This is a genomic window from Paraeggerthella hominis, from assembly GCF_021044775.1.
GTDB lineage: Bacteria > Actinomycetota > Coriobacteriia > Coriobacteriales > Eggerthellaceae > Paraeggerthella > Paraeggerthella hominis.
In genome coordinates this window covers 65,020-89,822 of sequence record NZ_JAJNOQ010000007.1, presented here as the reverse complement: position 1 = coordinate 89,822, position 24,803 = coordinate 65,020, and the positions used below count along the sequence as shown (strand labels likewise).

Annotated in this window: 20 protein-coding genes and 4 tRNA genes; 21 read left to right on the top strand and 3 right to left on the bottom strand. The window is 60.2% G+C overall.

The window, feature by feature from the left end; genetic code table 11:
• Window positions 1–152: 152 nt before the first annotated feature.
• A complete protein-coding gene (nifJ, locus tag LQE90_RS08715) occupies window positions 153–3,689 on the top strand; it encodes a pyruvate:ferredoxin (flavodoxin) oxidoreductase (RefSeq protein ID WP_216529454.1) in 3,537 nt (1,178 codons plus the stop codon).
• Window positions 3,690–4,210: 521 nt separating this feature from the next.
• On the opposite strand, the gene LQE90_RS08710 is transcribed toward nifJ, so the two are convergent.
• The gene (locus LQE90_RS08710) at window positions 4,211–5,617 is read right to left on the bottom strand and encodes a helix-turn-helix transcriptional regulator (RefSeq protein WP_114567165.1); all 1,407 of its coding nucleotides are present in this window, start codon (window positions 5,615–5,617) and stop codon (window positions 4,211–4,213) included.
• Window positions 5,618–5,875: 258 nt separating this feature from the next.
• Here LQE90_RS08710 and LQE90_RS08705 point away from each other — a divergent pair, with 258 nt between their 5' ends.
• Together LQE90_RS08705 and LQE90_RS08700 are read left to right on the top strand one after the other, a co-directional pair.
• Entirely contained in the window at window positions 5,876–7,498 is a 1,623-nt protein-coding gene (locus LQE90_RS08705) for an FAD-dependent oxidoreductase (RefSeq protein WP_216529453.1), read from the top strand.
• A 268-nt stretch (window positions 7,499–7,766) separates the two neighbouring features.
• Window positions 7,767–8,591: an esterase/lipase family protein gene (locus tag LQE90_RS08700; protein ID WP_216529452.1), complete on the top strand. Its 825-nt coding sequence runs from the start codon at window positions 7,767–7,769 to the stop codon at window positions 8,589–8,591.
• A gap of 68 nt (window positions 8,592–8,659) precedes the next feature.
• Here the strand turns inward: LQE90_RS08700 and LQE90_RS08695 are convergent, their stop codons facing one another.
• Complete coding sequence (locus LQE90_RS08695) at window positions 8,660–9,946, bottom strand: aspartate aminotransferase type Ic (RefSeq protein WP_216529451.1); 1,287 nt, start codon at window positions 9,944–9,946, stop codon at window positions 8,660–8,662.
• Between the two features lie 338 nt (window positions 9,947–10,284).
• Between LQE90_RS08695 and putP the strand changes: the two genes are divergently transcribed.
• From putP to map, 18 genes are all read left to right on the top strand, one after another.
• Window positions 10,285–11,853 (top strand): sodium/proline symporter PutP, encoded by a 1,569-nt coding sequence (gene putP / locus LQE90_RS08690; RefSeq protein ID WP_114567168.1) that lies wholly within the window; start codon window positions 10,285–10,287, stop codon window positions 11,851–11,853.
• Window positions 11,854–12,158: 305 nt separating this feature from the next.
• Complete coding sequence (locus LQE90_RS08685) at window positions 12,159–13,322, top strand: coiled-coil domain-containing protein (RefSeq protein WP_114567169.1); 1,164 nt, start codon at window positions 12,159–12,161, stop codon at window positions 13,320–13,322.
• Between the two features lie 82 nt (window positions 13,323–13,404).
• Window positions 13,405–13,917 (top strand): YbhB/YbcL family Raf kinase inhibitor-like protein, encoded by a 513-nt coding sequence (locus LQE90_RS08680; protein WP_216529450.1) that lies wholly within the window; start codon window positions 13,405–13,407, stop codon window positions 13,915–13,917.
• A 14-nt stretch (window positions 13,918–13,931) separates the two neighbouring features.
• Window positions 13,932–14,510: a DNA-deoxyinosine glycosylase gene (locus LQE90_RS08675; protein ID WP_216529449.1), complete on the top strand. Its 579-nt coding sequence runs from the start codon at window positions 13,932–13,934 to the stop codon at window positions 14,508–14,510.
• A 137-nt stretch (window positions 14,511–14,647) separates the two neighbouring features.
• Window positions 14,648–14,732: transfer RNA gene (locus LQE90_RS08670), tRNA-Tyr, on the top strand.
• Window positions 14,733–14,738: 6 nt separating this feature from the next.
• Window positions 14,739–14,814: transfer RNA gene (locus LQE90_RS08665), tRNA-Thr, on the top strand.
• An 8-nt stretch (window positions 14,815–14,822) separates the two neighbouring features.
• Window positions 14,823–14,899 (top strand) — tRNA-Met (locus tag LQE90_RS08660).
• An 88-nt stretch (window positions 14,900–14,987) separates the two neighbouring features.
• Window positions 14,988–16,190, top strand: coding sequence for an elongation factor Tu (tuf, locus tag LQE90_RS08655; RefSeq protein WP_114567172.1), 1,203 nt, complete (start codon window positions 14,988–14,990; stop codon window positions 16,188–16,190).
• Between the two features lie 112 nt (window positions 16,191–16,302).
• On the top strand, window positions 16,303–16,452 hold the full coding sequence (gene rpmG, locus LQE90_RS08650; protein WP_080803366.1) for a 50S ribosomal protein L33: 150 nt from the start codon (window positions 16,303–16,305) through the stop codon (window positions 16,450–16,452).
• A 24-nt stretch (window positions 16,453–16,476) separates the two neighbouring features.
• Window positions 16,477–16,553, top strand: a tRNA-Trp gene (locus tag LQE90_RS08645).
• Between the two features lie 106 nt (window positions 16,554–16,659).
• Window positions 16,660–17,103 carry a preprotein translocase subunit SecE gene (secE, locus tag LQE90_RS08640; protein WP_114567173.1) on the top strand — a complete coding sequence of 148 codons (444 nt, stop codon included), beginning with the start codon at window positions 16,660–16,662 and terminating at the stop codon, window positions 17,101–17,103.
• Window positions 17,104–17,106: 3 nt separating this feature from the next.
• Complete coding sequence (gene nusG, locus LQE90_RS08635) at window positions 17,107–17,637, top strand: transcription termination/antitermination protein NusG (RefSeq protein ID WP_114567174.1); 531 nt, start codon at window positions 17,107–17,109, stop codon at window positions 17,635–17,637.
• A 126-nt stretch (window positions 17,638–17,763) separates the two neighbouring features.
• The gene (gene rplK / locus LQE90_RS08630) at window positions 17,764–18,261 is read left to right on the top strand and encodes a 50S ribosomal protein L11 (RefSeq protein WP_216529448.1); all 498 of its coding nucleotides are present in this window, start codon (window positions 17,764–17,766) and stop codon (window positions 18,259–18,261) included.
• A 114-nt stretch (window positions 18,262–18,375) separates the two neighbouring features.
• Entirely contained in the window at window positions 18,376–19,086 is a 711-nt protein-coding gene (gene rplA, locus LQE90_RS08625; protein ID WP_181792582.1) for a 50S ribosomal protein L1, read from the top strand.
• Window positions 19,087–19,200: 114 nt separating this feature from the next.
• Window positions 19,201–20,175: an SPFH domain-containing protein gene (locus LQE90_RS08620; protein WP_231088270.1), complete on the top strand. Its 975-nt coding sequence runs from the start codon at window positions 19,201–19,203 to the stop codon at window positions 20,173–20,175.
• Window positions 20,176–20,227: 52 nt separating this feature from the next.
• Window positions 20,228–20,410, top strand: a complete 183-nt coding sequence (locus LQE90_RS08615; protein WP_114567241.1) for a type II toxin-antitoxin system antitoxin — start codon at window positions 20,228–20,230, stop codon at window positions 20,408–20,410.
• A 244-nt stretch (window positions 20,411–20,654) separates the two neighbouring features.
• Window positions 20,655–22,007 carry a DUF1254 domain-containing protein gene (locus LQE90_RS08610; RefSeq protein WP_216529447.1) on the top strand — a complete coding sequence of 451 codons (1,353 nt, stop codon included), beginning with the start codon at window positions 20,655–20,657 and terminating at the stop codon, window positions 22,005–22,007.
• Window positions 22,008–22,159: 152 nt separating this feature from the next.
• On the top strand, window positions 22,160–22,930 hold the full coding sequence (gene map / locus LQE90_RS08605; RefSeq protein ID WP_216529446.1) for a type I methionyl aminopeptidase: 771 nt from the start codon (window positions 22,160–22,162) through the stop codon (window positions 22,928–22,930).
• A gap of 77 nt (window positions 22,931–23,007) precedes the next feature.
• On the opposite strand, the gene LQE90_RS08600 is transcribed toward map, so the two are convergent.
• Complete coding sequence (locus LQE90_RS08600; RefSeq protein WP_216529445.1) at window positions 23,008–24,603, bottom strand: FAD-dependent oxidoreductase; 1,596 nt, start codon at window positions 24,601–24,603, stop codon at window positions 23,008–23,010.
• Window positions 24,604–24,803 lie beyond the last annotated feature (200 nt).

Below are 24,803 nucleotides of genomic sequence, written 5' to 3'. Positions count from 1 at the left end.
CTGGTATTATGAGGGCTGTATAGTCGGATCAGGCGAAGAGTTCTGTGCGAGAGAAGAGGGTCGGGGCCCGCGCGTGCGATTGCGTCACACGGGGGCTTGCGTTCTCCGTGCGAATTTCCGGTCGGGCCACATCCCCTTCAAAGGAGAGGAATATGACGAGAGAATTCAAATCAATGGATGGCAACAATGCCGCGGCGTACGTCTCCTATGCGTTTACCGAGGTCGCAGGCATCTATCCTATTACCCCGTCGAGCCCTATGGCCGACCTGGTGGACCAGTGGTCCGCTGCAGGAAAGAAGAACATCTTCGGCACCACTGTCAAGGTGTGCGAGATGCAGTCCGAGGGCGGCGCTGCAGGCGCGGTTCACGGCTCGCTTGCTGCGGGTGCTCTGACCACCACGTACACGGCTTCTCAGGGTCTGCTCCTCATGATCCCCAATATGTATAAGATTGCCGCTGAGATGCTGCCGACCGTGTTCCACGTAAGCGCGCGCACCGTGGCCACCCAGGCGCTCAGCATCTTCGGCGACCACTCCGACGTCATGGCATGCCGCCAGACCGGTTTTGCCATGCTGGCCGAAAGCAACGTCCAGGAAGTCATGGACCTGTCCGCCGTCGCCCATCTGGCCGCCATCAAGGGTCGCATCCCCTTCATCAACTTCTTCGACGGTTTCCGCACGTCGCACGAGGTGCAGAAGATCGCCGTGTGGGATTTCGACGATCTGGCCGAGATGTGCGATATGGACGCCGTGCGCGCGTTCCGCGAGCATGCGCTCAACCCTGAGCGTCCCGCCATGCGCGGCAGCCATGAGAACGGCGACATCTTCTTCCAGCACCGCGAGGCGTGCAACGGCGTGTACGACGCGCTGCCTGCCGTGGTCGAGGACTACATGAACCAGGTCAACGCCAAGCTGGGCACCGATTACCAGCTGTTCAACTACTACGGCGCTCCCGACGCCGACCGCGTGATCGTGGCCATGGGCTCGTTCTGCGACGTGGTGGAAGAGGTTGTCGACTACCTGAACGCCAACGGCCAGAAGGTGGGTCTGGTGAAGGTTCGCCTGTACCGTCCCTTCGTGTCCGAGAAGTTCATGGCGGCGCTGCCGTCCACCGTGCAGAAGATCGCGGTCATGGACCGTACCAAGGAGCCGGGCTCCCTGGGCGAGCCGTTGTATATGGACGTGGTGAACGCGCTTGCGCACGAGGGCCGCACCGATCTTACGGTGGTTGGCGGCCGCTATGGCCTGGCATCGAAGGATACCCCGCCGTCTTCGGTGTTCGCCATCTACACGGAGCTCGAGAAGGATGCGCCGGCGCGCGAGTTCACGGTCGGCATCGTCGACGACGTGACGAACCTGTCTTTGCCCGAGGATCCGAACAGCCCCAACACCGCTGCGGCCGGCACCATCGAGTGCAAGTTCTGGGGTCTGGGCGGCGACGGCACGGTGGGCGCGAACAAGAACTCCATCAAGATCATCGGCGACCACACCGACAAGTACGTGCAGGCGTACTTCCAGTACGACTCGAAGAAGACGGGCGGCGTGACCATCAGCCACCTGCGCTTCGGCGATTCTCCCATCAAGAGCACGTACTACGTGAACAAGGCGGACTTCGTGGCGTGCCACAACCCGTCTTACGTCACCAAGGGCTTCCGCATGGTCAACGACGTGAAGCCCGGTGGTGCGTTCATGATCAACTGCCAGTGGACGCCGGAAGAGCTCGAGCACCACTTGAGCGCCGAGGCCAAGCGCTATATCGCCAACAACAACATCAAGCTGTACACCATCAACGCCATCGACCTTGCTCGCGAGATCGGCATGGGCAAGCGCACGAACACCATCCTGCAGTCGGCGTTCTTCACGCTGGCAAACGTCATCCCGCAGGACGAGGCTCTTCAGTACATGAAGGACGCGGCTACGAAGTCGTACCTGAAGAAGGGCCAGGAAGTCGTGGATATGAACCATCGCGCTATCGATGCTGGCGCGACGGCGTTCGTGCGCGTGGACGTGCCGGCCAGCTGGGCTGACGCGAAGGACGAGGGCCAGGGTGCCGAGCTTGAGGGCCGCCCTGGGCTGGTCAAGATGGTTCGCGACATCATGGAGCCGGTTGGCCGCATGGACGGCGACCGTTTGCCCGTGTCCGCGTTCGTGGAACATGCTGACGGCCAGTTCGAGCAGGGTGCGGCTGCGTACGAGAAGCGCGGCGTTGCCGTGAGCGTTCCCACGTGGGACGCGGCAAGCTGCATCCAGTGCAACCAGTGCGCCTTCGTGTGCCCGCACGCCACCATTCGTCCGTTCGCGTTGACCGAAGAGGAAGCCGCCGCTGCTCCGTCCGCCATCACGCTGGTGCCGGCGAAGGGCAAGGCCGCCGCAGGCATGCAGTACACGCTAGCCATTTCGCCGCTCGACTGCATGGGCTGCAGCGTGTGCGTGAACGTGTGCCCGAGCGATTCGCTCAAGATGGTGGACCAGGAAGCCGAGCTGGCTCAGCAAGACGTGTTCAACTACTGCGTCGACCAGGTGTCCGACAAGCCCGCTTTGGGCGATGCGACGGTCAAGGGCAGCCAGTTCAAGCAGCCGCTGCTCGAGTTCTCGGGCGCTTGCGCGGGTTGCGCCGAGACGGCGTACGCGAAGCTGGTCACGCAGCTGTTCGGCGATCGCATGTACGTGGCGAACGCGACGGGCTGCTCGTCTATCTGGGGCGGTCCTGCAGCTACCTCGCCGTACACCATGAACAAGGACGGTCATGGTCCTGCATGGTCGAACTCGCTGTTCGAGGACAACGCCGAGCATGGCTTGGGCATGCTGTTGGGTCACGAGGCCGTGCGCGACAAGCTGCTGGCCGACACGGAGAAGCTGCTTGCCTCCGATGCTGATCAGGCCGTGAAGGATGCGGCGCAAGCTTGGGTTGAGGCGCGCAACGAGGCCGAGGCAAGCAAGGAGGCGGCTGCTGCGTATGTGGCCAAGCTCCAGGAAATCGCCGAGGATAACAACATTGCCGCCGACATCCTGGAGAACAGCGAATACCTGACCAAGAAGTCCGTGTGGATCTTCGGCGGCGACGGCTGGGCGTACGACATCGGTTACGGCGGCCTTGATCATGTGCTGGCTTCCGGCGAGGACGTGAACGTGTTCGTGTTTGATACCGAGGTGTACTCCAACACGGGCGGCCAGGCTTCCAAGGCTACCAACATCGGCCAGGTTGCGCAGTTCGCGGCCGCCGGCAAGGACGTCAAGAAGAAGAGCCTGACCGAGATCGCTATGGCATACGGCTACGTGTACGTGGCGCAGGTGGCCATGGGCGCGAAGCCGGCCCAGACCATCAAGGCCATCGCCGAGGCCGAGGCGTATCCGGGACCGTCGCTCATCATCGGCTACTCGCCGTGCGAGATGCACTCCATCAAGGGCGGCATGGCCAACTGCCAGGACGAAATGGCGAAGGCGGTCGACTGCGGGTACTGGAACCTGTTCCGCTTCAACCCGGCTGCTCCTGCGGGCAAGAAGTTCGTGCTGGATTCCAAGGAGCCCGCGGGCGGCTACCAGGAGTTCCTTATGAACGAGGCACGCTACAGCCGCCTGACGCGCGAGTTCCCCGAGCGCGCGACCGAGCTGTTCGAGCGCAACGAGAAGGCTGCTCTGGAGCGCTACGAGCACCTGCTCAAGCTCAAGGACGTGTACGCGGAGGCGTAAGCGAACGCGCGGATGCAAGCGTGGTGGTGAGTTCCTGAAAGTTGAAAGCCCTCGGCATTGCGCCGAGGGCTTTTTTACGAGCGGCTTGCAAGATGCCGGCAGATGTTTGACGTAGCGGCCGGTGCTTCTGCTCGATTTTACGCGCAATGTTGCGTTTTTTGGGCCGTAGGCCCTCCTTGTCGTCGTCCCTCTAAGGGCTGCATTCTATTAGCCCAGTTCACGGAGATGCGGCTTTTGAGGGAGCGAGTCCGTACGCAACATTTGAGTAAAAATCGAGCAGTCAGGGATCACGTGTATGTTGGCGTCGATCTGTCAAGAGCGCGGTTCGGCGCAAAAGGAGCAGCTTCTTGGTCGAATACTTCAGGTGCGGGAGGTGCGGGGCGAAGGCTTTTCACTGTGAAGCGCCACTATCCCGCGGGCAAATGCGAAGGCGCGCCTTCCGAACGCTTCCGCGCGCGGATCCCTCTGCGCATCTCGGAGCCGTCGCTTGATGCGGCGTGCGTCGTTTGCCCGCTAGCCCGTTACCCTGCGTTTTCGATGCCCAGCAGGTTGAACAGCTCTTTGCGAGAATGCACGTCGAGTTTCTGGTAGATGTGCTTCACATGGGTCTTTACGGTGCTGTTCGCTACGAACAGTTCGCGTTCGATGTCGGCAGGCTTCTTCCTTTGCGCAAGCAGCAGAAGAATCTCCTCTTCGCGTTGCGTGAGCGCCGCTCGTTCCGCGAGTTCTTGGCACTTTATTCCCAGGCGATTTCTTTCGGTTGGCATGTTTTGGTCGTCTTCGAGGGTTTCTTTGAGCACGGCACCCCAAGGCGAAGAGAGCTGTTTTTCCGAAAGCAGTAGCTTTGTTGCGAAAACTACCGACAAGGTGACCACGACGCCCAATGCAACATCCACTGCGAAAGGCGATGCAACAAGGCTCGTGAGATCTCTTGTTCCGATTCCCGCTTGCACGGAAACAAGGCGCACTGCTCGCTCGATCCCGAATAGCCATAGTGCGTTGACGCCGTAGCGGTAGACGAGGTTGCTGAGAATGATCATGATTACAATCAAGCAAAGCGTGTAGCTGCCAAGAGCGCAAAAGCTTGAAATGAAACTTCCTCGCGGGAGGAAATCTCCGAAAGGAACAAGCGAGAATACAATAAGCAACAAGGCTATCTTGCAAAGCGCGGAGAATTGGAAAGCCGTGCGGCGCAAGCTGATGCAGGCGTATACGAGCACGCCTGCAAACACGCAGCCCAATCCTGAATGGATGCCGAGCGGTCCTTCGAATACGTGCTCGCACAGTCCGTATGAGAACGAATAAAGCGCAACGACGGCGATTGGCTTCCAGGGAAGCGAAAACGATCCCCAGGTGGCATGGGGCCGCTCGGTGTCAGGAAGGTAGGAGTACGCCTGCTTGAGACATGCGAGCGATACCATTGGGACAAGGCAGGTGCAGACGAACAGCCAAGGCAGCGCCAAACCCTTGAAAAGCCAAAGGATGAGCGATCCGACAACGATTCCTCCGGAGTAGTAGAGGGCTACGCGCAAGGGGTTCAGGCATCCGAAAAGCTCCGACCACAGCAAAATAAGAAACGCTATGCCTACTCCTCCCGCAATGACGGCGGGGATACCTAGGTATTGACTGGTTCCGGGGTCGAGTATGGAATAAAAATTACAGCATGTTGACGCGATGAGGCAGATGGCAGCAACGGGAGCCGGCCATGACTTGCCGTACAGAGGTGCAATCCTGCTTGCGCCAAGCGCAACGACGACGAGCGTGATGGCGGTAATCATGTTGAAAGCGGTGAAGTCGGCGAAGGCGTTTGCCTGAATGGGGAACACTATCGAAGTGTTGGCGTACACGGTTTCGGTCCATGCGCGAAAAATTCCCATTCCCGCAAAACAGAACGGCATTCCCAACAGTTTTCTTTGTTCGCCCTCCATGCGCCCCTCCTTTATACGCCTCCCCAGACGTGCGGACAATTATACCGACTTGCATGAGCCTGCAGAGCCTCCAATACGCGCATGAGCTGGAAATCCCCCTGTTTTCAGCAAGAAGGGGGAGAAGGGGAGGCGTTAATTCCCCTGGTTAAAGCAGCTGATGGGTGACGATCCTCCGTTGCTTCCGACGTAAAGTCTTGCCCAGCATCAAGCAGATGCGAGACCGTGCGAAAGCAAAGAACGAGAAAGGGAGGCGGTTTCATGAAGGAGTTGTCTCGTAGGGGTTTTCTGACCGCAGCGGCGGTAACGGCTGCGGGTGCGGCTGTTGCAGGTATGGCGGGGTGCTCCCCGAAGGACACCGGGGAGCAGAAGAAGGAAGAGGCGGTGCAGACGCGCTGGAGCTGGGAAACGAAACCTGAGCCCATTGCGGACGGAGACATCGCAGAGACCATCGATACCGAAATCTGCATCATAGGATTGGGTTCTTCGGGCACGACGGCTGCGCTTGCTGCCGCGCAGAGCGGGGCTAAAGTGACCGTGCTTCAGAAGATGGAAAAGGTTCAGACGAACGGGTGGTGCGTGGCCGCCTACAATTCCAAGAAGTTCTTGGAAGCAGGCCAGACGTACGATTTGCCTCAGATTTACGCCGATTTTGCCAACTTGTCCAATGGCCGCGACAATCCGCGTGCGGTCAATCTGTTCCTGCGCCGCAGCGGCGAGGTTATGGACTATATCATTCGCCAAACGCCTGAGCATACGCCCGTCATGTTGGAGAGCGGTCATACGTATGGCTGGTTTATCAACAACGACATGGCAACGCGCTACGAGCAGTTCCGTCTGCTCCTGAATACCATGGTTGAAAAAGCTGTGGCTGCAGGGGCGAACATCATGTACGAAACTTCTGCGGTTCGTCTTGTCCAGGACGAGAGCGGTCGCGTGACGGGAGTCGTGGGCCAGCGCAAAGACAAGTCGTACGTGAAAATCAACGCCTCCAAGGGCGTTCTCATGGCCACGGGCGATCTGTCCGACGACCCCGAAATGCTCGAGTGCTTCGCCCCTATGCTGCAAGGCGTGCAGACCATGCACGGCGCACCGTGCAACACGGGCGACGGTCACAAGATGGGCCTTTGGGCCGGTGCGGCCATGGATGAGGGCCCGCACTGCATCATGATGCACTTCGATCCCACGTGGATGCCCGAAGGCGGCGCTCCGTACTCCGGTATTCCGTGGTTGCGCGTGAACCTCAAGGGCGAGCGCTTTGCGAACGAGGACCTGGGCTACCAGAGCGTGGTGACGTCCGTCCGTCTCCAGCCGGAGCAGACCGCTTTCCAGATCACTGACGCCAATTGGGCCGTGCATGCGGCGAAGGGCGATTACAAGCATCCCAACAGCCACAGCCGTGCCACTACGAACCCGGAAGCCGACTGGCAGGACGCCATCGAGCGCGGCGCCATTGTGAAGGCCGACACGCTTGAAGAGCTTGCGGACGCTTGCGGGATCGAGAAGGCTGCATTCCTCAAGACCGTTGCCCGGTACAACGAACTTGCAGAAAAGGGCGTTGACGAAGACTTCGGCGTAAACGGCCAATTTATGTCCTGGAATGCAATCAAGCAGCCTCCGTTCTACGCGGTCAAGCGCATGCCCGCCGTTCTCAGCACCGTGAGCGGTTTGAAGATCAATGAAAAGCTTGAAGTGGTGAAGCCCGATGGCGAGCCTCTGGGCGGTCTGTACGCTTCCGGCAACGTTTCCGGTTCGTACTATGGCGACGACTACCCGCTGTTCATTACGGGCGGATCGCATGGCCGCGCTTGGACGTTCGGCGTGCTTGCCGTGCGCTCGGCGCTGGGCAAGTTGGACGAGCCTCTTGATACCTTGGGCGCGTAACCTGCGTCTATAGGCCTCGCAGCGTCCCCTCCCTCCCCGGGCGCCTGCGAATGCAGCCTCCCCGACAACCTCGGTTGTCGGGGAGGCTTTTACGACTTGCGGGCACGTGCTGTTCGCCCCCTGCCGTCTGCGCTGTTTGCGTGTTCGATCTGGGCAATTCCGAAGCGGCTTCTTGTCGCGCTCGTTGATTCGTGCTGTAATCGTTTCCTGTACATAGCAGAAAGCAGCTGGGAGCACCGTTGCGCATCATCGTTGATTCGGAGCCGTTTTGACCGATCTTTCAACTTCGTATCCGTTCGTGTACCTACACGGAATTCTTGCCCATGATCGCAGCGCGATCGAGTCGAACCTGTGGGGCCGCATTCCCCAGGAGATTCGTCGGCGGGGCGGCATCGCGATGTTCGGAAACCAGGATTCCCTCGGATCGGTTCAATCGAACGTCTACCAGCTTGAGCGTACGCTGGATATGGCGTTCAAACTAACCGAAGCCCCCAAGGTTCATATCATCGCCCATTCCAAAGGCGGCCTCGACGCGCGTTGCCTGGCTCATCGACCGAGCATGCGGGGCCGCATCGCCTCCATTACCACGTTCGCAACGCCGCACGGGGGATTGAGAACCGCCGATCATTTTCTTGGGATGAGCTCGTCGTGCCTGGAGAGGATTGCGTCTCCCATCAACTGGAAGGCCACGAAAAACGGCGACATGTATGCCGACTGCATTGGCGTGCTGCATGATCTGTCGACGGAGGGCGCCGCTCGCTTCAACGAAGCGTATCCCGACTTGCCCGACATCGCGTACCGCACGTTCGGAGTCGTCGAGCAGCCGCGCCATCGCTCGCCTAAGGGCGCGTGGATGCACTGGATGGTGAAACGCTACGACGGCGAAAACGACGGGCTGGTTCCCGCTTCGTCCACGAAGCGCGATCCTTGGCAGGAGCTGCGCGTGCCGGAAGGGGAGCCTGGGCTTAACCACAACGACGTCATCGATCAGCGCAAACGTGATACGCCCATCATTACGGGCGACGGTAGGACGTGGAGCTCGATTGTCGAATTCCACATGAGCCTGGCCGAAGATCTGGCGGCTATCCGATAAAAAGCGGAGCGGGGCGAAGGGTTGACGGCGTTCCCTTCGCCCCGCTCCGCTTCTCTGCTTGCGTTGCGTTAGCGCAGCAGCTTTTCCACGTAGGCAAGCTTGACGCAGCAAACGAACACGTCCATGGCCTGGTCAAGCTCTTCAAGCGGCGGCAGGCTGGGCGCGATGCGAATGTTCGAGTCGCGCGGATCCCGGCCGTAGGGGTACGTGGCTCCTGCGCCGGTCATGGTAACCCCGGCTTCCTTGGCCAGCTCCACGGCGCGCGCAGCCGTTCCCTCCGGCGCATCGAACGACACGAAGTACCCGCCGCGCGGGTTGCTCCATGCGCATTCGCCCACGTCGGCCAGTCCTTCTTCCAGTTTGCGAACTACCAGCTGGAACTTCGGGCGCAGGATGGCGGCGTGCTTGCGCATGTGCTCTGCCAGCCCTTCGGCATCGCGCAGGAAGCGTACGTGGCGCAATTGGTTGAGCTTGTCGTGTCCGATGGTCTGCGCGCCCATGCAGCGCTTGACCTCGGCGATGTTCGCCGGGCTGGCCGCCATGGCAGAAATTCCGGCTCCCGGGAACGTGACCTTGGAAGTGGAGGCGAACTTGAAGCAACGGTCGGGATTTCCCGCTTCGGCGCATGCCCGTGCGATGTCAAGCAGGTGGTCCTGCTCGTCCGCTGCTTCGAACAGGTGGTGCATCCCGTAAGCGTTGTCCCAGAATATGCGGAAGTCGGCGGCGGCGCAGGTCATGGACGCCAAGCGGCGCACCACTTCGTCTGAGTACGTGACGCCGCCGGGATTCGAGTACTTCGGCACGCACCAAATTCCCTTGACCGCCGCATCCGACGCAGCGATGCGCTCAACTTCGTCCATGTCGGGACCGTCTTCGGTCATGGGAACGGGGATCATCTCGATGCCGAACGCCTCGGTCACGCCGAAGTGCCGGTCGTAGCCCGGCGTCGGGCAGATCCAGGCAACGCGATCGAGCGAGCACCAGGGAGCCGATCCCAAGGTGCCGAACATCCAGCAGCGCGCCACGGTGTCGTACATGACGTTCAGGCTGGCGTTGCCGAACACGATCACGTTTTCGGGCTGATCGTCCAGCATGGTTGCCATCAGGGCCTTCGCTTCGGGCAGGCCGTCGAGCACGCCGTAGTTGCGCGCGTCGGTGCCGTCTAAGGCCGTGCAGGCTTCGAGTGTGGTCAGCGTTTCCAGCAGAGGCATACTTAGGTCAAGCTGCGCCTTCGAGGGCTTGCCGCGCGCCATGTTGAGCGCGAGGCCCTGTGCTTTGAATGCGGCATGCTCCCGTTCCAAACTCGCCTTGAGCTCGGATAGCTCCTCGGTTGCTCGCTCTGCGTACGCTGTCATCGTGCGTCCTTCCGCCTGATCGTCTTGCTCGTACCGCCACAGTATAAAGTATCCGTTGCCGGCCAACCATGGGCGAAGCCCCGATTGTCCCGATCGGCCCGATCGGGCAGCTGCCAGGGGCTTTGCGGGCTTGCCGGATTGCGCAAAGCGTCCATGCGCAGCGCTCCCTGCGCCCCGGCGAACGGGGTTCGCGGAAGGGCCGTATTCCCGCGCGATCGGCCGAGCCTGTTCGCGGCTTGGCGAATAGTCGACCTTTCGCGGACCGTTATGCCTTATAATCCCATCGTTTCGCACATCTTCCGATTTGAATCGGATCACTATGAGGGGAGGGGACGAACGTGGTCACCAGCGACTTCTGGACCGTACTGGCGATGCTCATCTATTTTATCGTCGTACTGACCATCGGCTTCGTGTACGCGAAGCGATCAAACTCGTCGACGGCGGAGTACTTTCTAGGGGGGCGCGGCGTCGGCCCGTGGCTGACGGCACTGTCCGCCGAGGCGTCCGACATGTCCGGATGGCTGCTGATGGGCCTGCCGGGCGTCGCGTACTTCACCGGCGCTTCCGATGCCATGTGGACGGCTATCGGCTTGGCGATCGGCACCTACTTGAACTGGAAATTCGTGGCGAAGCGTTTGCGGAAGTATTCCGTGGTGGCGGGCGACTCCATCACGCTGCCGGAATTCTACAGCAAGCGCTTCCATGATACGAAGAACATCGTATCGACGGTGGCTGCGATCATCATCATGGTCTTCTTCTGCGTGTACGTGGGCAGCTGCTTCGTAACGTGCGGCAAGCTGTTCGCCACGCTGTTCGGCCTGGATTACTCCACCATGATGGTGCTCGGCGCTATCGTCGTGTTTCTGTACACCCTGGTGGGCGGCTACTTGTCCGTTGTTGCTACCGACTTCGTGCAGGGCGTGCTCATGTTCTTCGCACTGGCCGTGGTGTTTGTCGGTTCGGTGGCCTGGGCGGGCGGCATCGACAACACGGTGGCCTTCCTGCAGAGCATCCCCGGCTTCTTGAGCGGCACGGAAATCGCGGTGCCCATCGTGGACGAGGCCGGCAAGCAGATCGTGGAAAACGGCGCGCCGCTGTTCGACGTTCCGGCTGACTATCCGCTCATCACCATCGCTTCCATGCTGGCGTGGGGCCTTGGCTACTTCGGTATGCCGCAGGTGCTCGTGCGCTTCATGGGCATCCGTGACGCCGAGGAAATCAAGAAATCGCGCGTTATCGCCGTGGTGTGGTGCGTCGTGTCGCTGGCGTGCGGCATCTGCATCGGCCTGGTGGGACGTTCCATCATCCCCACCGAGTTCGCAACGCAAGCGGCGGCCGAGAACGTGTTCATCGTGCTTTCGCAGATGATCCTGCCGCCTTTCATGTGCGGCGTTGTGGTGTCCGGCATCTTCGCCGCATCCATGAGCTCGTCGTCCTCGTACCTGCTGATCGCCGGTTCGTCGGTGGCCGAGAACATCTTCCGCGGCGTCATCAAGAAGGACGCCACCGACCGCCAGGTCATGATCGTCGCGCGTCTTACGCTCATTGCGGTCTTCCTGTTCGGCATATTCGTGGCGTACGACGAGAACTCGTCCATTTTCGGCGTGGTCAGCTACGCTTGGGCTGGCCTGGGAGCGTCGTTCGGCCCGCTTACGCTGTGCAGCCTGTACTGGCGTCGCACGAACATGCAGGGTGCGCTTGCCGGCATGATCGCCGGTACGGCAACGGTGCTCATCTGGCATAACCTCATCAAGCCCTTGGGCGGCGTGTTCGGCATCTACGAGCTTTTGCCGGCGTTCATCGTGTCGCTTCTGGCTATCGTTATCGTGTCGAAGCTTACCGCTGCACCGTCAGAGGCCGTGCAGCACGAGTTCGATCACTACATGGAGGCCGACGTCTCGAAGTAAAGCGGTTTTGCACCTGCCGAACCGAATGGAAACGGGCTTGATGCGCAAGCGTCGGGCCCGTTCTACTATATATAGAAGTAGGGGCACAAGTGGTTGTGGTAATGCATTTGCCCAGTTCCCAGGCTCATTAAGTCATTGGGAGCCCGATACGGCGGACGGCTTTTCAAGCGGTTGCCCAGTCTTTCCTACCTGAGCAGGGGTTATGAAATGCCTCCACAACGCTTTTTGTTCCACGGCGCAAACATGGTATTATTCGTTCAGCTTTTGCCCATACGTACTACGTGCTCAATCTAGGAGGCTTTCGCATGAGCGAGCATCTAATCGGACTTGACAGGCGAGCATTTATCAGCGGCGCTGCTGCGCTCGGCGCCCTTTCTTTTATGGCTCCGAAGGCCGCGTTCGCAGAGACGGCTGCTGAGAAGCAAGCCGAAGCTGACGCCGTCCGCAATCAGTTGGTTGGATTGCAGGCTGACCTCGAGGCAGCCGAGATCAACTATTATTCCGCGCTGGACAAGCGCGACGCTGCCAAGCAGGCCATGGAGGCCGAGCAGGTGAAGATCGACGACGCCAACGGCAAGATCGCCGATCTCCAGGACAAGCTGGGAACGCGTGCGCGCAGCATGTACCGCTCCGGCTCTTCGAGCTTCCTCGATTTCGTCCTGGGCGCTACGTCGTTCGACGAGTTCACGCAGAACTGGGATCTTCTGAACCAGATGAACGAGAACGACTCGAACATGGTCAACGAGACCAAGACTCTGCGCGAAGAACTTCAGACTGCCAAAGACGAGTATGCTCGCCAGGAAAAGATCGCGTCGCAGAAGGCTGAAGAGGCCAAGCAGATTCAGGCTGAGGTTCAGGCCAAAGTCGATAACGCGGCCAAACTGGTCAGCACGCTCGACGCCGAGGCGCAGGAGCTTCTGCTGCAAGAGCAGGCTGCTGCAGCGGCCGCCGCAGCAGCAGCTGCTCAGGCTGCTGCCGAGGAAGAGGCTCGCAAGCAGAACAACGGCGGCTCTGGCGGCGGCGGTTCCATCGTGTATCCCGGCGGTGGCGGCGGCGGTGGAAACGCTGGCGGCGGCGGTGGCGGCGGCAACATCGGCGGCGGTGGCGGCGGCGGAAGCGTCGGCGACTACAGCGGCGTGGTGGGCTATGCCATGAGCCGTATCGGCTGCCCGTACGTTTGGGGCGCCGAGGGTCCGGACGCGTTCGACTGCTCCGGCTTGGTTACGTGGGCGTACCGTCAGGTCGGTCGCTACGTGCCGCACCAGAGCGAGGCCCAGTACGCTGCTGCTTCCAATATCGTTCCGGTGTCCCAGGCTCGCCCCGGCGACGTCCTGTGGCGCTACGGCCACGTTGGCATCGCGGTCAGCTACGGCGGCTCGCATTACGTGCACGCACCAACCTTCAACGCTTACGTGCGCGACACCGACCCCTTGTCGTGGGCGCAATTCACGGCGGCGCTTCAGTTCTAAGTTGGAAAACCATATACGAAAAGAGGGCTTCGGCCCTTTTTTCGTATCGCGCGCAAGCGCCGGATGTCGAAAGGGGAGAGGGATGCGCGTAACCGTTGAGCTTGAGAACGGGCTTTTGCCTGACAGGTTCGGGAAATACGCCCCGGAGGAATACACGGTGGACGGAAATCCTGTCCGTTCGTTTCCTTTCGAGGTGACGGACGTGCCGGAGGGCGCGCGATCGCTTGCGCTTGCGTTCGTCGATTGGGACGCCATTCCCGTGGGCGGATTCTGCTGGATTCACTGGCTTGCCTGCAATATTGCGCCCGACGCAACCCGTATTCCCGAAAATGCAAGCGCGTCGGGAGCCGTGCCTTGCGTTCAGGGATCCAACAGCAACTGGTCGCCTCTTGCCGGCGGAAGCTCCAACCCGCAGGTGACGCAACGCTATTCCGGACCGTACCCTCCAGACAAGACGCATGTCTACACGCTGACCGTCTATGCGCTCGATTGCGAGCTCGACCTTCCCGAGGGGTACTACCTTAACGAGTTTCGCCGCGCCATCCAGGGCCACGTGTTGGCTCGGGCGTCCGTCGAGTTTCCCAGCCGAGCGTAGGGGAGCGCCGCCGCATGGGCCGAGTCGAAAGCGTCGTTCACCCGATCGAGCCGGTGTTCAACGAGTCTTCGCGCGTACTTGTCTTGGGAACCATGCCTTCGCCGGCTTCGCGCAGGGCGGGCTTTTACTACGCCCATCCCCAAAATCGCTTCTGGAAGGTCTTGGCGGCTTTGTTCGACGAGGTAGAACCAAAAGGCACCGATGCCCGCGCGCAGTTTGCGCTACGGCACCATATTGCGCTTTGGGACGTGTTGGCCTCGTGCACCATCGAAGGCGCCTCGGATGCAAGCATTGCGAATCCCGTCCCCAACGATCTGGAGCGCATCGTGCGAATCGCCTCGATTTCCACGGTGTTCACCACGGGAAGAAAAGCCGAAGAACTTTTCAAGCGCTATGCAAGGAAAATGATCCCGGAAGCAAATTTTGTGCCGCTTCCTTCGACAAGCGGAGCAAATGCTCGCATGAGCCTGGATACCCTCATAAGTGCGTATCAGCCGCTGTTGCAAGCCGTTTATCCAGGTGATAGCGGTATAGGGGAGAAAAAGCCCGCCGACTCTATATCCATGCAAGAGGGTCAAAGTGAGGAGGAATGATGGAGACACACCCGGAGGCGTGTAGATGGTTGACACGGTTTGAATCCTAGCGTATTATTCTCCTGCTCGCTCGTTCGGGACAAACGAAAGAGCGGCAGGCAGCTTGATAAATACACATGAATTGAGCAGCGAATTATGGGCGTGTGCCCGAGTGGCTAAAGGGGACGGGCTGTAAACCCGTTGGCTATGCCTACCTAGGTTCGAATCCTAGCGCGCCCACCATCTTTCGCCTGTGTAGCTCAGTCGGTAGAGCACTTCCTTGGTAAGGAAGAGGTCGTCGGTTCAAGTCCGATCGCAGGCTCCATGCTAAATGGCGGTGTAGCTCAGTTGGTCAGAGCACACGGTTCATACCCGTGGCGTCACTGGTTCAAATCCAGTCACCGCTACCATTTGCATTATTCCGCGTCCGCTTTGTCGGACGCGTCGTTATTTTTTGTTTTGTTTTCGCGAAAGCGAACCCTATAAGGAGGATGACACATGGCTAAGGAGAAGTTCGAGCGTTCCAAGCCGCATGTTAACATCGGCACCATCGGTCACGTTGACCACGGCAAGACGACGCTGACGGCTGCTATTTCCAAGACGCTGTCCGAGAACGACGGCTCTCACGGCACCGCTCACGCCGACTTCACGGCTTTCGAGAACATCGACAAGGCCCCCGAAGAGCGCGAGCGCGGCATCACGATCTCCATCGCTCACATCGAGTACGAGACGGAAGCTCGCCACTACGCTCACGTTGACTGCCCCGGTCACGCTGACTACGTCAAGAACATGATCACGGGTGCTGCTCAGATGGACGGCGCCATCCTGGTTATCGCCGCTACCGACGGCCCCATGGCTCAGACCCGCGAGCACATCCTGCTCGCCCGTCAGGTCGGCGTTCCCTACATCGTCGTCTTCCTGAACAAGTGCGACATGGTCGACGACGAGGAGCTCCTCGAGCTCGTCGAGATGGAAGTTCGCGAGCTGCTCGACAGCTACGAGTTCCCCGGCGACGACACCCCGATCATCCGCGGCTCCGCTCTCAAGGCTCTTGAGGGTGAGAAGGAGTGGCAGGACAAGGTTTGGGAGCTCATGGACGCCGTTGACTCCTACATCCCGACGCCGGAGCGCATGGTCGACAAGCCGTTCCTGATGGCTGTTGAGGACACCATGACCATCACCGGTCGTGGCACCGTTGCCACCGGCCGTGTCGAGCGTGGCGTGCTGCACGTGAACGACCCGCTGGAGATCATCGGTATCAAGGAAACCGCTAACACGGTTTGCACCGGTATCGAGATGTTCCGCAAGCTGCTCGACGAGGCTCAGGCTGGCGACAACATCGGCTGCCTGCTCCGCGGCGTCAAGCGCGAGGACATCGTTCGCGGCCAGGTTCTCTGCAAGCCCGGTAGCGTGACCCCGCACACCGAGTTCGAGGGCCAGGTCTACATCCTGACGAAGGAAGAGGGCGGCCGCCACACGCCGTTCTTCGACGGCTACCGTCCGCAGTTCTACTTCCGCACGACGGACGTGACGGGCGTTGCCCACCTTCCCGAGGGCACCGAGATGGTCATGCCGGGCGACAACATCGAGATCAAGGGCGAGCTCATTCACCCGATCGCGATGGAAGAGGGCCTGCGCTTCGCTATCCGCGAGGGTGGCCGCACGGTTGGCTCCGGTCGCGTGACCAAGATCATCAAGTAGCACCCTGTTTCACCGGTTAACCTTATGCGGGGCCCGCATCAGCGGGCCCCGTTCATGAGAATTCATGTGTATGCGATTCGAGCGCCGTTCGGATTAGGTAAAAGGAGAATTCATGCGTACGTTGGTCACCTTGGCATGCACGGAGTGCAAGCGCCGCAATTACACGACCAAGAAGAACAAGCAGAACAATCCCGACCGTATCGAGTTGAAGAAGTACTGCAAGTGGTGCCAGTGCCACACGGTGCATAAAGAGACCCGATAGCGCGTCTGAGGTTTGCACGAGCATAGGCCAGTAGCTCCAATTGGTAGAGCGGCGGTCTCCAAAACCGCATGTTGGGGGTTCGAGTCCCTCCTGGCCTGCCAGCTCGAGATATGAGCAGCTTGCATTCAGGTTGCTTGGATGAGCAGCTTGGAATCAGGCTGCTTGTTTGGCGTTTAGACGGATAACGATCCCCGGTTAAGGAATCAGATGGCGAAGAAATCAAAGACACAGCGTGCGAAGGCTTCTGCTGCTCGTGCTGCTCGCAAGGAGCAGGCGCAGCTTCAGGCTGCCGAAGCCGAGGCGAACAAGGTCGCTGAGGCGGACGCTGTTGAAACTGAAGCGCCCAAGAGGAAGTTCTTCAAGAAATCCCAGAAGAACGAAACGTCCGTGAACGACGGCAAGCAGGACAAGGCGCAGCGCAAGGAACTTGAGAAGAAGGCTGAGAAGAAGCCGGCGAAGAAGCGCCGCTTCGGTTTTCTCAAGGACGTGCGCTCTGAGCTGAAGCGCGTTACCTGGCCGACTAAGCAGGACGTGCTCCGTTGGAGCGTTGTCGTGGTTGTTGCCTTGTTGTTCTTCGGCGTGTACGTCGCCGTGCTCGACAACGTCGTTATCACGCCGTTGTTGGTTGCGATTTCTGGTTTGGGGGCTTAGCAGATGGCTAAGAAGTGGTACGTCCTGCATACGTATTCAGGATACGAGAACAAGGTTAAGAAGAACCTCGAGACGCGCATCGAAACGATGGGTCTTGAGAACAATGTGTTCGCTATCGAAATCCCGACGGAGACGGTCACCGAGATCAAAGAGGGCGGTCGTCGCGTCGAGAGCGAGAAGAAGGTGTTCCCCGGATACGTTCTCGTCCGTATGGACTTGGACGATCGTAGCTGGGCCGCAGTTCGCAACACGCCGGGCGTAACCGGATTCGTGGGCGCGGACGGCAACCCTGCTCCTCTTACGCGCGAAGAGTACAACAAGATCATGAAGCGCACGGACACGAAGAAGAAGCCTGCGGTTTCTTCGAGCCTGGAAGTGGGCCAATCGGTCAAGGTTGTGTCGGGTCCCCTCGCCGAGTTCGATGGCGTGGTTTCCGAGGTGTCGCCTGATGCGGGCAAGGTGAAGGTTATGGTCTCCATCTTCGGCCGCGAAACTCCTGTCGAGCTTTCGTTCGATCAGGTGGCGAAGATCTAAAGGTGCGAACAAAAGCGGCTTCGCGTGCCCGCGTGGACCGGGGCTTCTCACTCGAAACCAGCCGCTTTGTTGATAGAAACAACGTTTAACTTTATGTGTGACAGTCAGCTGAAAGGATAGTTCACCATGGCTGAAAAGAAGCAAACCGGCTTTATCAAGCTTCAGATCCCCGCGGGTGCCGCGAACCCGGCTCCTCCGGTTGGCCCGGCGCTCGGCGCTCAGGGCGTCAACATCATGCAGTTCTGCCAGGCGTTCAACGCTCAGACGCAGGACCAGTCCGGCACCATCATCCCGGTTGAGATCACGGTGTACGAGGACAAGTCCTTCACCTTCGTGTGCAAGACTCCTCCGGCGGCCGTGCTCATCAAGGAGAAGCTGGGCATCAGCAGCGGTTCCGGCATCCCGCAGCTGCAGTCCGTCGGCACGTTGACCGAGGACCAGCTCCGCGAGATCGCCGAGATCAAGCTCCCGGACCTCAACGCCAACACGGTTGAGGCTGCCATGGAGATCATCGCCGGTACGGCGCGCAGCATGGGCGTGCGCATCGAAGGTCGCGAGATGAAGAAGAAGTACGTGCCTTCCAAGAAGGTTGCCGCTATGCTCCAGGGCAAGACGATCGACTAACGACGTCTTCTGCAATGCGTGATCGCAGCTGCGCATGATGTGCGCAGCTGCTTTGACGATACAGGAAAGTGGAAGGGCGCTTCGCGTCCGCTACACACCACGAAAGGAAACATCATGAAAATGTCCAAGAACTACCGTGCGGCTCTCGAGAAGATCGGCGAGTCCACCTACGCTCCGCTCGAAGCGTTCAGCCTTGTGAAGGAGGTTTCGACGGCTAAGTTCGACCAGACCGTTGAGGCTCACTTCCGTTTGGGCATCGACACCCGTCAGGCTGATCAGCAGCTGCGTGGTACCGTGAGCCTGCCGAACGGCTCGGGCAAGACGGTTCGCGTTGCTGTGTTCGCTGAGGGCGAGGCTGCCCGCGCCGCCGAGGAAGCCGGCGCCGACATCGTGGGCACCGATGAGCTGGTTCAGCAGATCCAGGCTGGCGAGTTCAACTTCGACGCCGCTGTTGCGACGCCCGACCAGATGGGCAAAGTTGGTCGTCTGGGCAAGATCCTGGGCCCCCGCGGCTTGATGCCGAACCCCAAGCTGGGCACAGTGACCAACGACGTCGTCAAGGCCATCAACGAGCTCAAGGGCGGCCGCGTGGAGTATCGTGCAGACCGCTACGGTATCGCTCACGTTGTCATCGGCAAGGCCAGCTTCACGGCTGAGCAGCTTGCTGAGAACTACGGCGCCGTGTACGACGAGATCCTGCGTATGAAGCCGGCTGCGGCCAAGGGCAAGTACGTGAAGTCGATCTCCGTCTCCGCCACCATGACGCCGGGCGTTTCCGTTGACTCGGGCGTGACCCGCAACTACACGGAAGCCGCTGCCGAATAAGCTGCACTGTTAGACGTTAAAGAAAAGGGACCTGCGGGTCCCTTTTCTTTTACCCTCTTTTAAGATCTCAATGTGATATCATGTTGGTATCGACAATCTGAGAAAGGAACCGTCATGTCCGTTGAAAAGACCGTTCACGTGCGAAGCGGCTGGCCGATGTTGGTGTTGACGCTGGTTTTGGTCGTCGCGTTTGCTTCGATAATCGCTACGGGGGCTACCATGCTTCCTCCCGACGATGCTCCGGTGACCACCACAGCGCAGGCGCTTGGCGTCGGGCTGCTTGTTTCAGGCATCGTGGGAGTATGCATCGTTCCGTTGATTCTGCTCATGGGCTTCTTCACCATTCAGCCGAACCAGGCGCGCGTTCTCATCCTGTTCGGCGACTACAAGGGCACGGTGCGAGACGAAGGCTTCCATTGGGCGAACCCGTTCTACTCGCGTAGTGCTGGCAGCACGGCTGATCCCGCTACGGGCAAAGCCGTGCCCATGAATACGAAGATCTCGCTGCGCGCTCGCACGTACAACGGCGACCACTTGAAGGTGAACGACAAATGTGGCAACCCCATCGAGATCGCAGATGTCGTTGTTTGGCGCGTTGAGAACACGGCGAAGGCTTTGTTCGACGTGGATGACTACAATTCCTACGTGCACACGCAAAGCGAAACGGCTTTGCGGCACGTGGCTACCGCGTACGCTTACGATCAGATGCCCGGCGAGCCCGAGGATGGGATCACGCTCCGCAGCAACATCGAGGAGGTTTCCGCCGCCCTTAAAGAAGAGCTTTCGGTGCGCTTGGAAAAGGCCGGCGTGGTGATTGACGACGCGCGCCTTACGCACCTTGCGTATGCGCCGGAGATCGCTCAGGCGATGCTGCGTCGCCAGCAGGCTGACGCGGTGATCGCTGCGCGTGAGAAGATCGTGCAGGGTGCCGTGGGCATGGTCGATATGGCGCTTTCCGAGCTATCCAGCAAGAACGTGGTAGACTTGGACGACGAGCGCAAGGCCGCTATGGTTTCGAACCTGATGGTGGTCCTTTGCGGAGACTCTGACGCGCAGCCCGTGCTGAACACGGGCACGCTCTACCAGTAAAAGGAATCGGCGCACCCAGGCTTGCTCCCGGGTGCGCCGATGCGGTGACGATATGGCGAAACGCAAACAATACCCCTTGCGCGTGGACCCCGCTTTATGGGAGGCCATCGAGCGCTGGGCTGCTGACGATCTGCGCAGCGTGAACGCGCAGGTGGAGTTTATCTTGCGTCGTGCGTTGAGCGAAGCGGGCAGGTTGAAGCCTCCGCCCCCGCGCGACGAAACCGACCTTGGGTAAAAGGGGGACGGGGCCGACGATTCGTGTTTGACATCGGAACGAACACGAGCCGTCGGCCCCGTCTTCTCGTTTTGCTCTGCATGCGCGTTTCGCAACGATCGGCTCCTCTTTCGGAGAAGCGTCTTCTCGTTGATCGATTCGCTATGATTTTCAAAAGGAAGCCGCTACACTGGGGCAAAGGAGCGCCCGACGTGCGGTGCGTTGCGCGCTCGGCGCCAAAACGCTTCGAGGTTAGGAGATCTGCATGGAGGCTTCCGTTTACCCGAATCAACCCGAAACGCTGCAGGAAACCGTGGCTTTGCTGGAGAGGGCGTACTTGTACGCGTATCCGCTGGTGCTCATGGGCGTCATCAAAGACCGGACGACGAACGTGGTGGTCCCCGACGCGGAGCACGCTCCCATCAACCAGCTGTTCCATGCTCAAGCGCTGGCGACGCCCGATATGGTGAGCTTGACGCGTCCGAACGTGGATACGGTGTACTCGCAGGCTTATCTGGACCTGGGCGCCGAGCCGATTTTGCTGTACAAGCCCGCCACGGATCGTTACTGCTCGATTCAGACGTTCGATGGGTACTCCAACACGCCCGTAGTGCTTGGTACGGGCGGAGTAGGGGGCAGCGATACTGCAACCTACGCGTTTGTTGGACCGTTCTGGTCGGGCGAGCTTCCGCAGGGCGTGACCAAGGTCTCCATGCCCACGAATTTCGTTTGGCTGCTGCTTCGCACGAAGTGCTTTGGCGTTGACGACCTGCCGGGCGTTCGCGAGGTCCAGCAGGGCATGAGAATGTACCCGCTTTCGGCTCATGCGCTGGACGAGGGCGCGGGATACGCGTGTCCGAAGGGGTCGTACGATCCCGCGTACGACTACGTTCCCTTGGAATTCATGCAACGGCTTTCCGTCCAGGATTTCTTCACGCGCTTCAACGGGCTGGCTTCGGGCAATCCGGGAGCCCCTGAGGACGCCCCGGCGCTGGCGCAATTCGAAACCGTAGGCATCGGCGCAGGGTTGACGTTCGACATCGCTGCCTTGGGGGAAGGCGTTACCAAGGCGGCTGCGTATCTGCCGACGCTTCTGGATCGCGATTTCTCGTCGGCTCATGCCAGCACCACCGTTTCGAACGGCTGGATGTTCATGGACGATCGCGTGGGCACGTTCGGCACCGATTACGCGTACCGTGCTGTGGTGGCGTTCGGCGGGTTCGCCAATCCTGTGACCATGGCGGTGTATCCGTCGATGGTCGTGGATGTCGCAGGGAATCCCTTGCGCGGCGACAAGTCGTACCGCCTGCATTTTGCCGCGGGCGAAACCCCGCCCCATGCAAGCGAGGGATGGTGGTCGCTTACAGCCTACACCGAAGCGGGCCGGTTGATACCCAACGAGCTAAACCGTTACAACATCGGCGAGGTGGACGACCTGCCCTTCAACGAGGACGGATCGCTCGATCTGTATCTTCAGGCTGAAGGGCCCGCAGACGATCGCGTGCGCTTCTGGCTGCCTTTGTGCGAAGACGTATTCTCGTTGACGATGCGCATCTACCTCCCGGACGAGCGCGTGCTTTCTTTCGACTGGAAGCTTCCGCCGCTTGAAGCCGTATAGCCCGACCTTGTGCACGACCGTCGTGCGAGCTGCGGTGCGATCGACTTGCGGCGGCAAGCTGCGAGGGAGCCGGGGCCGTAGGGTTCGGAAGGGGTGCTATACTGGTCGGCGACAAGAGAACAGGCACGTTAGAGGCAAGGTGCGTTGAAAGTATGATCATAAAGAAGTCGAAGGCCGAGATCGAGGCCATGAAGGAAGCCGGTCGCATTTCGGCTTTGGTGCTGCGCGAGGTGGGATCCCATGTTCGAGCGGGCGTGTCCACGCTTGAGCTGGACGAGCTGGCGGAAACCATCATCCGTGCAGAAGGCGGCATACCTGCGTTCAAAGGCTACGGCGGATTTCCCGGTTCGATTTGCGCATCGGTGAACGACCAGATCGTGCACGGCATCCCTTCCGCGAACGTGGTGCTCAAAGACGGCGACATCCTGTCCGTCGATACGGGTGCGACGGTTGACGGCTGGGTGGGGGACAACGCCTGGACCTACCCCGTAGGGAAGATTTCGGCCGAAAAGCAGCGCCTGCTCGAGGTGACCGAGCGGTGCATGTGGGCGGGCCTTGACGCTGCTCGGCTCGGCAATCGCCTGGGCGACATCGGGCATGCGGTGCAGTCCATCGCCGAAGCGGCGGGCTTCGGCGTGGTGCGCGAGTACGTGGGGCACGGCATTGGACGCGACATGCACGAGGATCCCAACGTGCCGAACTTCGGCCGGAAGCATACGGGCGTCAAGCTTGAGGTTGGCATGGTGCTGGCTATCGAACCTATGGTGAACGTGGGAACGTACAAGACGCGCGTGATGCCCGACGGATGGCTGGTGTGCACGCGCGACGGCCTGCCTTCGGCTCACTTTGAAAAGACCGTGGCAATCACCGAAGACGGTCCGCTTATCCTGACCACGGAAGAGGGGCACGAGCGCCCGGTGTGATCGCCTAAAGACTCTATGCAAAACGGAAGGCCCTCATGACGAGGGCCTTCCGTTTGGAGGGGGGAGGGACGGTTGGCTTAGGCGCCGTAGTACTTCATGGCTTCCTGAGCGGCTATGCGACCCGTCACGGTGCCCATGCACATGGAGGCGCCGCTTACGGCATAGCGCATGTAGAACAGCTCGGCGTTAGCGATGGTGCCGCCACCGTACAGGCCGGGGATGGGCTTGCGATCCTTGTCGAGCACTTCCGCCTTGGTGCTGATGGCAAGCTGGCCGAACGAGTCGTTGGTGTTCGGCGTGATCTGGACGGCGTAGAACGGCGCCTGCACGACGGGCTGAAGATCTTCGGGCTTCTTATGGAAGGCCGGGTCCTCGCCAGCTTCGCAGAGCTTGTTGTACTGCTCGATCGTCTTCGTCAGGGGATAGCCGGGCAGACCTGCTTGCTCGGCAAGCTCTTCGATGGTGTCGGCGGTGTTGACGACGCCCTTTTCGACGCCCTTCTTCAGCAGCTCCATGCGCTTGTCGGTCTGCTGCGAGTCGCAGATGATGAAGAACTCTTTACGGCCGCTCTGAATGAACGGCGTGAAGTAGTCGAATTGGCTGGTCATGGATTCGTTCGCGCAACGGTAGCCAAGGTCGGTTACGAACACGCCCGTGTTGATCATGCGCAGCTGCGACAGCTCGTCGTTGAGCGGCAGGGGCTCTTTGCCCACCAGGTGGATCTGCGAAAGGCCGCCCTTGAGCAGCGTGAGGGCTCCGGCGTCTTTGCCCAGCTCGATGCCGTCGCCCGTGTTGCTGGGGCTCGAGAAGGTGTGCCAGCCCACCGTGCCGGGTGCGTACAGCTCTTTCGACCAGTCCTGACCGTCGAACCCGCCGGAAGCCAGCATGACCGCTTTGGCGGAAATCGTGTACTCGGTGTCGCCCTGGCGCGCGACCACGCCGGTTACCTTGCCGTTTTCGGTGAGGATCTTGATAGCGCGCGTTTCCATCATGACTTCAGCGCCGTTTTCCTCGGCTTTGGCGATGAGCGTATCGATAATGCCCTTGCCTCCGTTGGTGGATACCATGGAGCGGTCGGACACGCCGTCGCCGGGCTTCTTCTTAAAGTCGCAGCCGAAGCCGACCAGCCAGTCCATGGCCGCGCCGCCGTTTTCCGCCACCATGCGGCAGATGTCCATGTTCGCGTCTCCGTCGGACTGATCGAACAGGAACTGGGCGATTTCTTCAGGGGTGCCGTAGTTGGTAAGGCCCATGTCGTCTTGCTTCTTGGAGCCGCAGCAGTAGAAGTTGCCGGTGCAGATGGACGAGTCGCCGCCCGAAACGGAGTGCTTTTCGAGCACGATGACGCGCGCGCCTGCGAGAGCTGCTTCGGTGGCGGCGCTCATGCCGGCGATGCCGCTGCCGATGACTACGATGTCGGTGTCCTTCGATTCCTGGGACTTGGCCAGCGTCTCTGCAACTGCCTGAACGGTATCCGCTTTGGCCGTGTTGCCGCTTCCGTTCGAAGCGCCGTCGGATTCCTGCGCGGCGGAGCCGGTGCTTGCCTGCGGTGCGCAGCCGGCAAGTCCGCTGCCGGCAACTACGGCAGCCGTTGCGCCCAAGCCGAGCAGAAACGACCGACGCGTGAATCCTTGCGATGCAGCCTCGGCAGATTCGATACCCTTGTTGTGCATGATGTCCTCCCAATCCTTGCGGTTTCGCGAACCTCCCTGTTCGCTCTGGGCCCATCATACGAACGGAGGAATCTCGAACCAGCACCAAAAGGGGTGGGGAAGGTGAAATCGTCAAGCAAAGCCGCCCACCCTCCATAATGGAGGGTGGGGCTGGCGACTGCTTTTTGAATGCTTTGACCTGCGAAAATCGATGCGGCAAG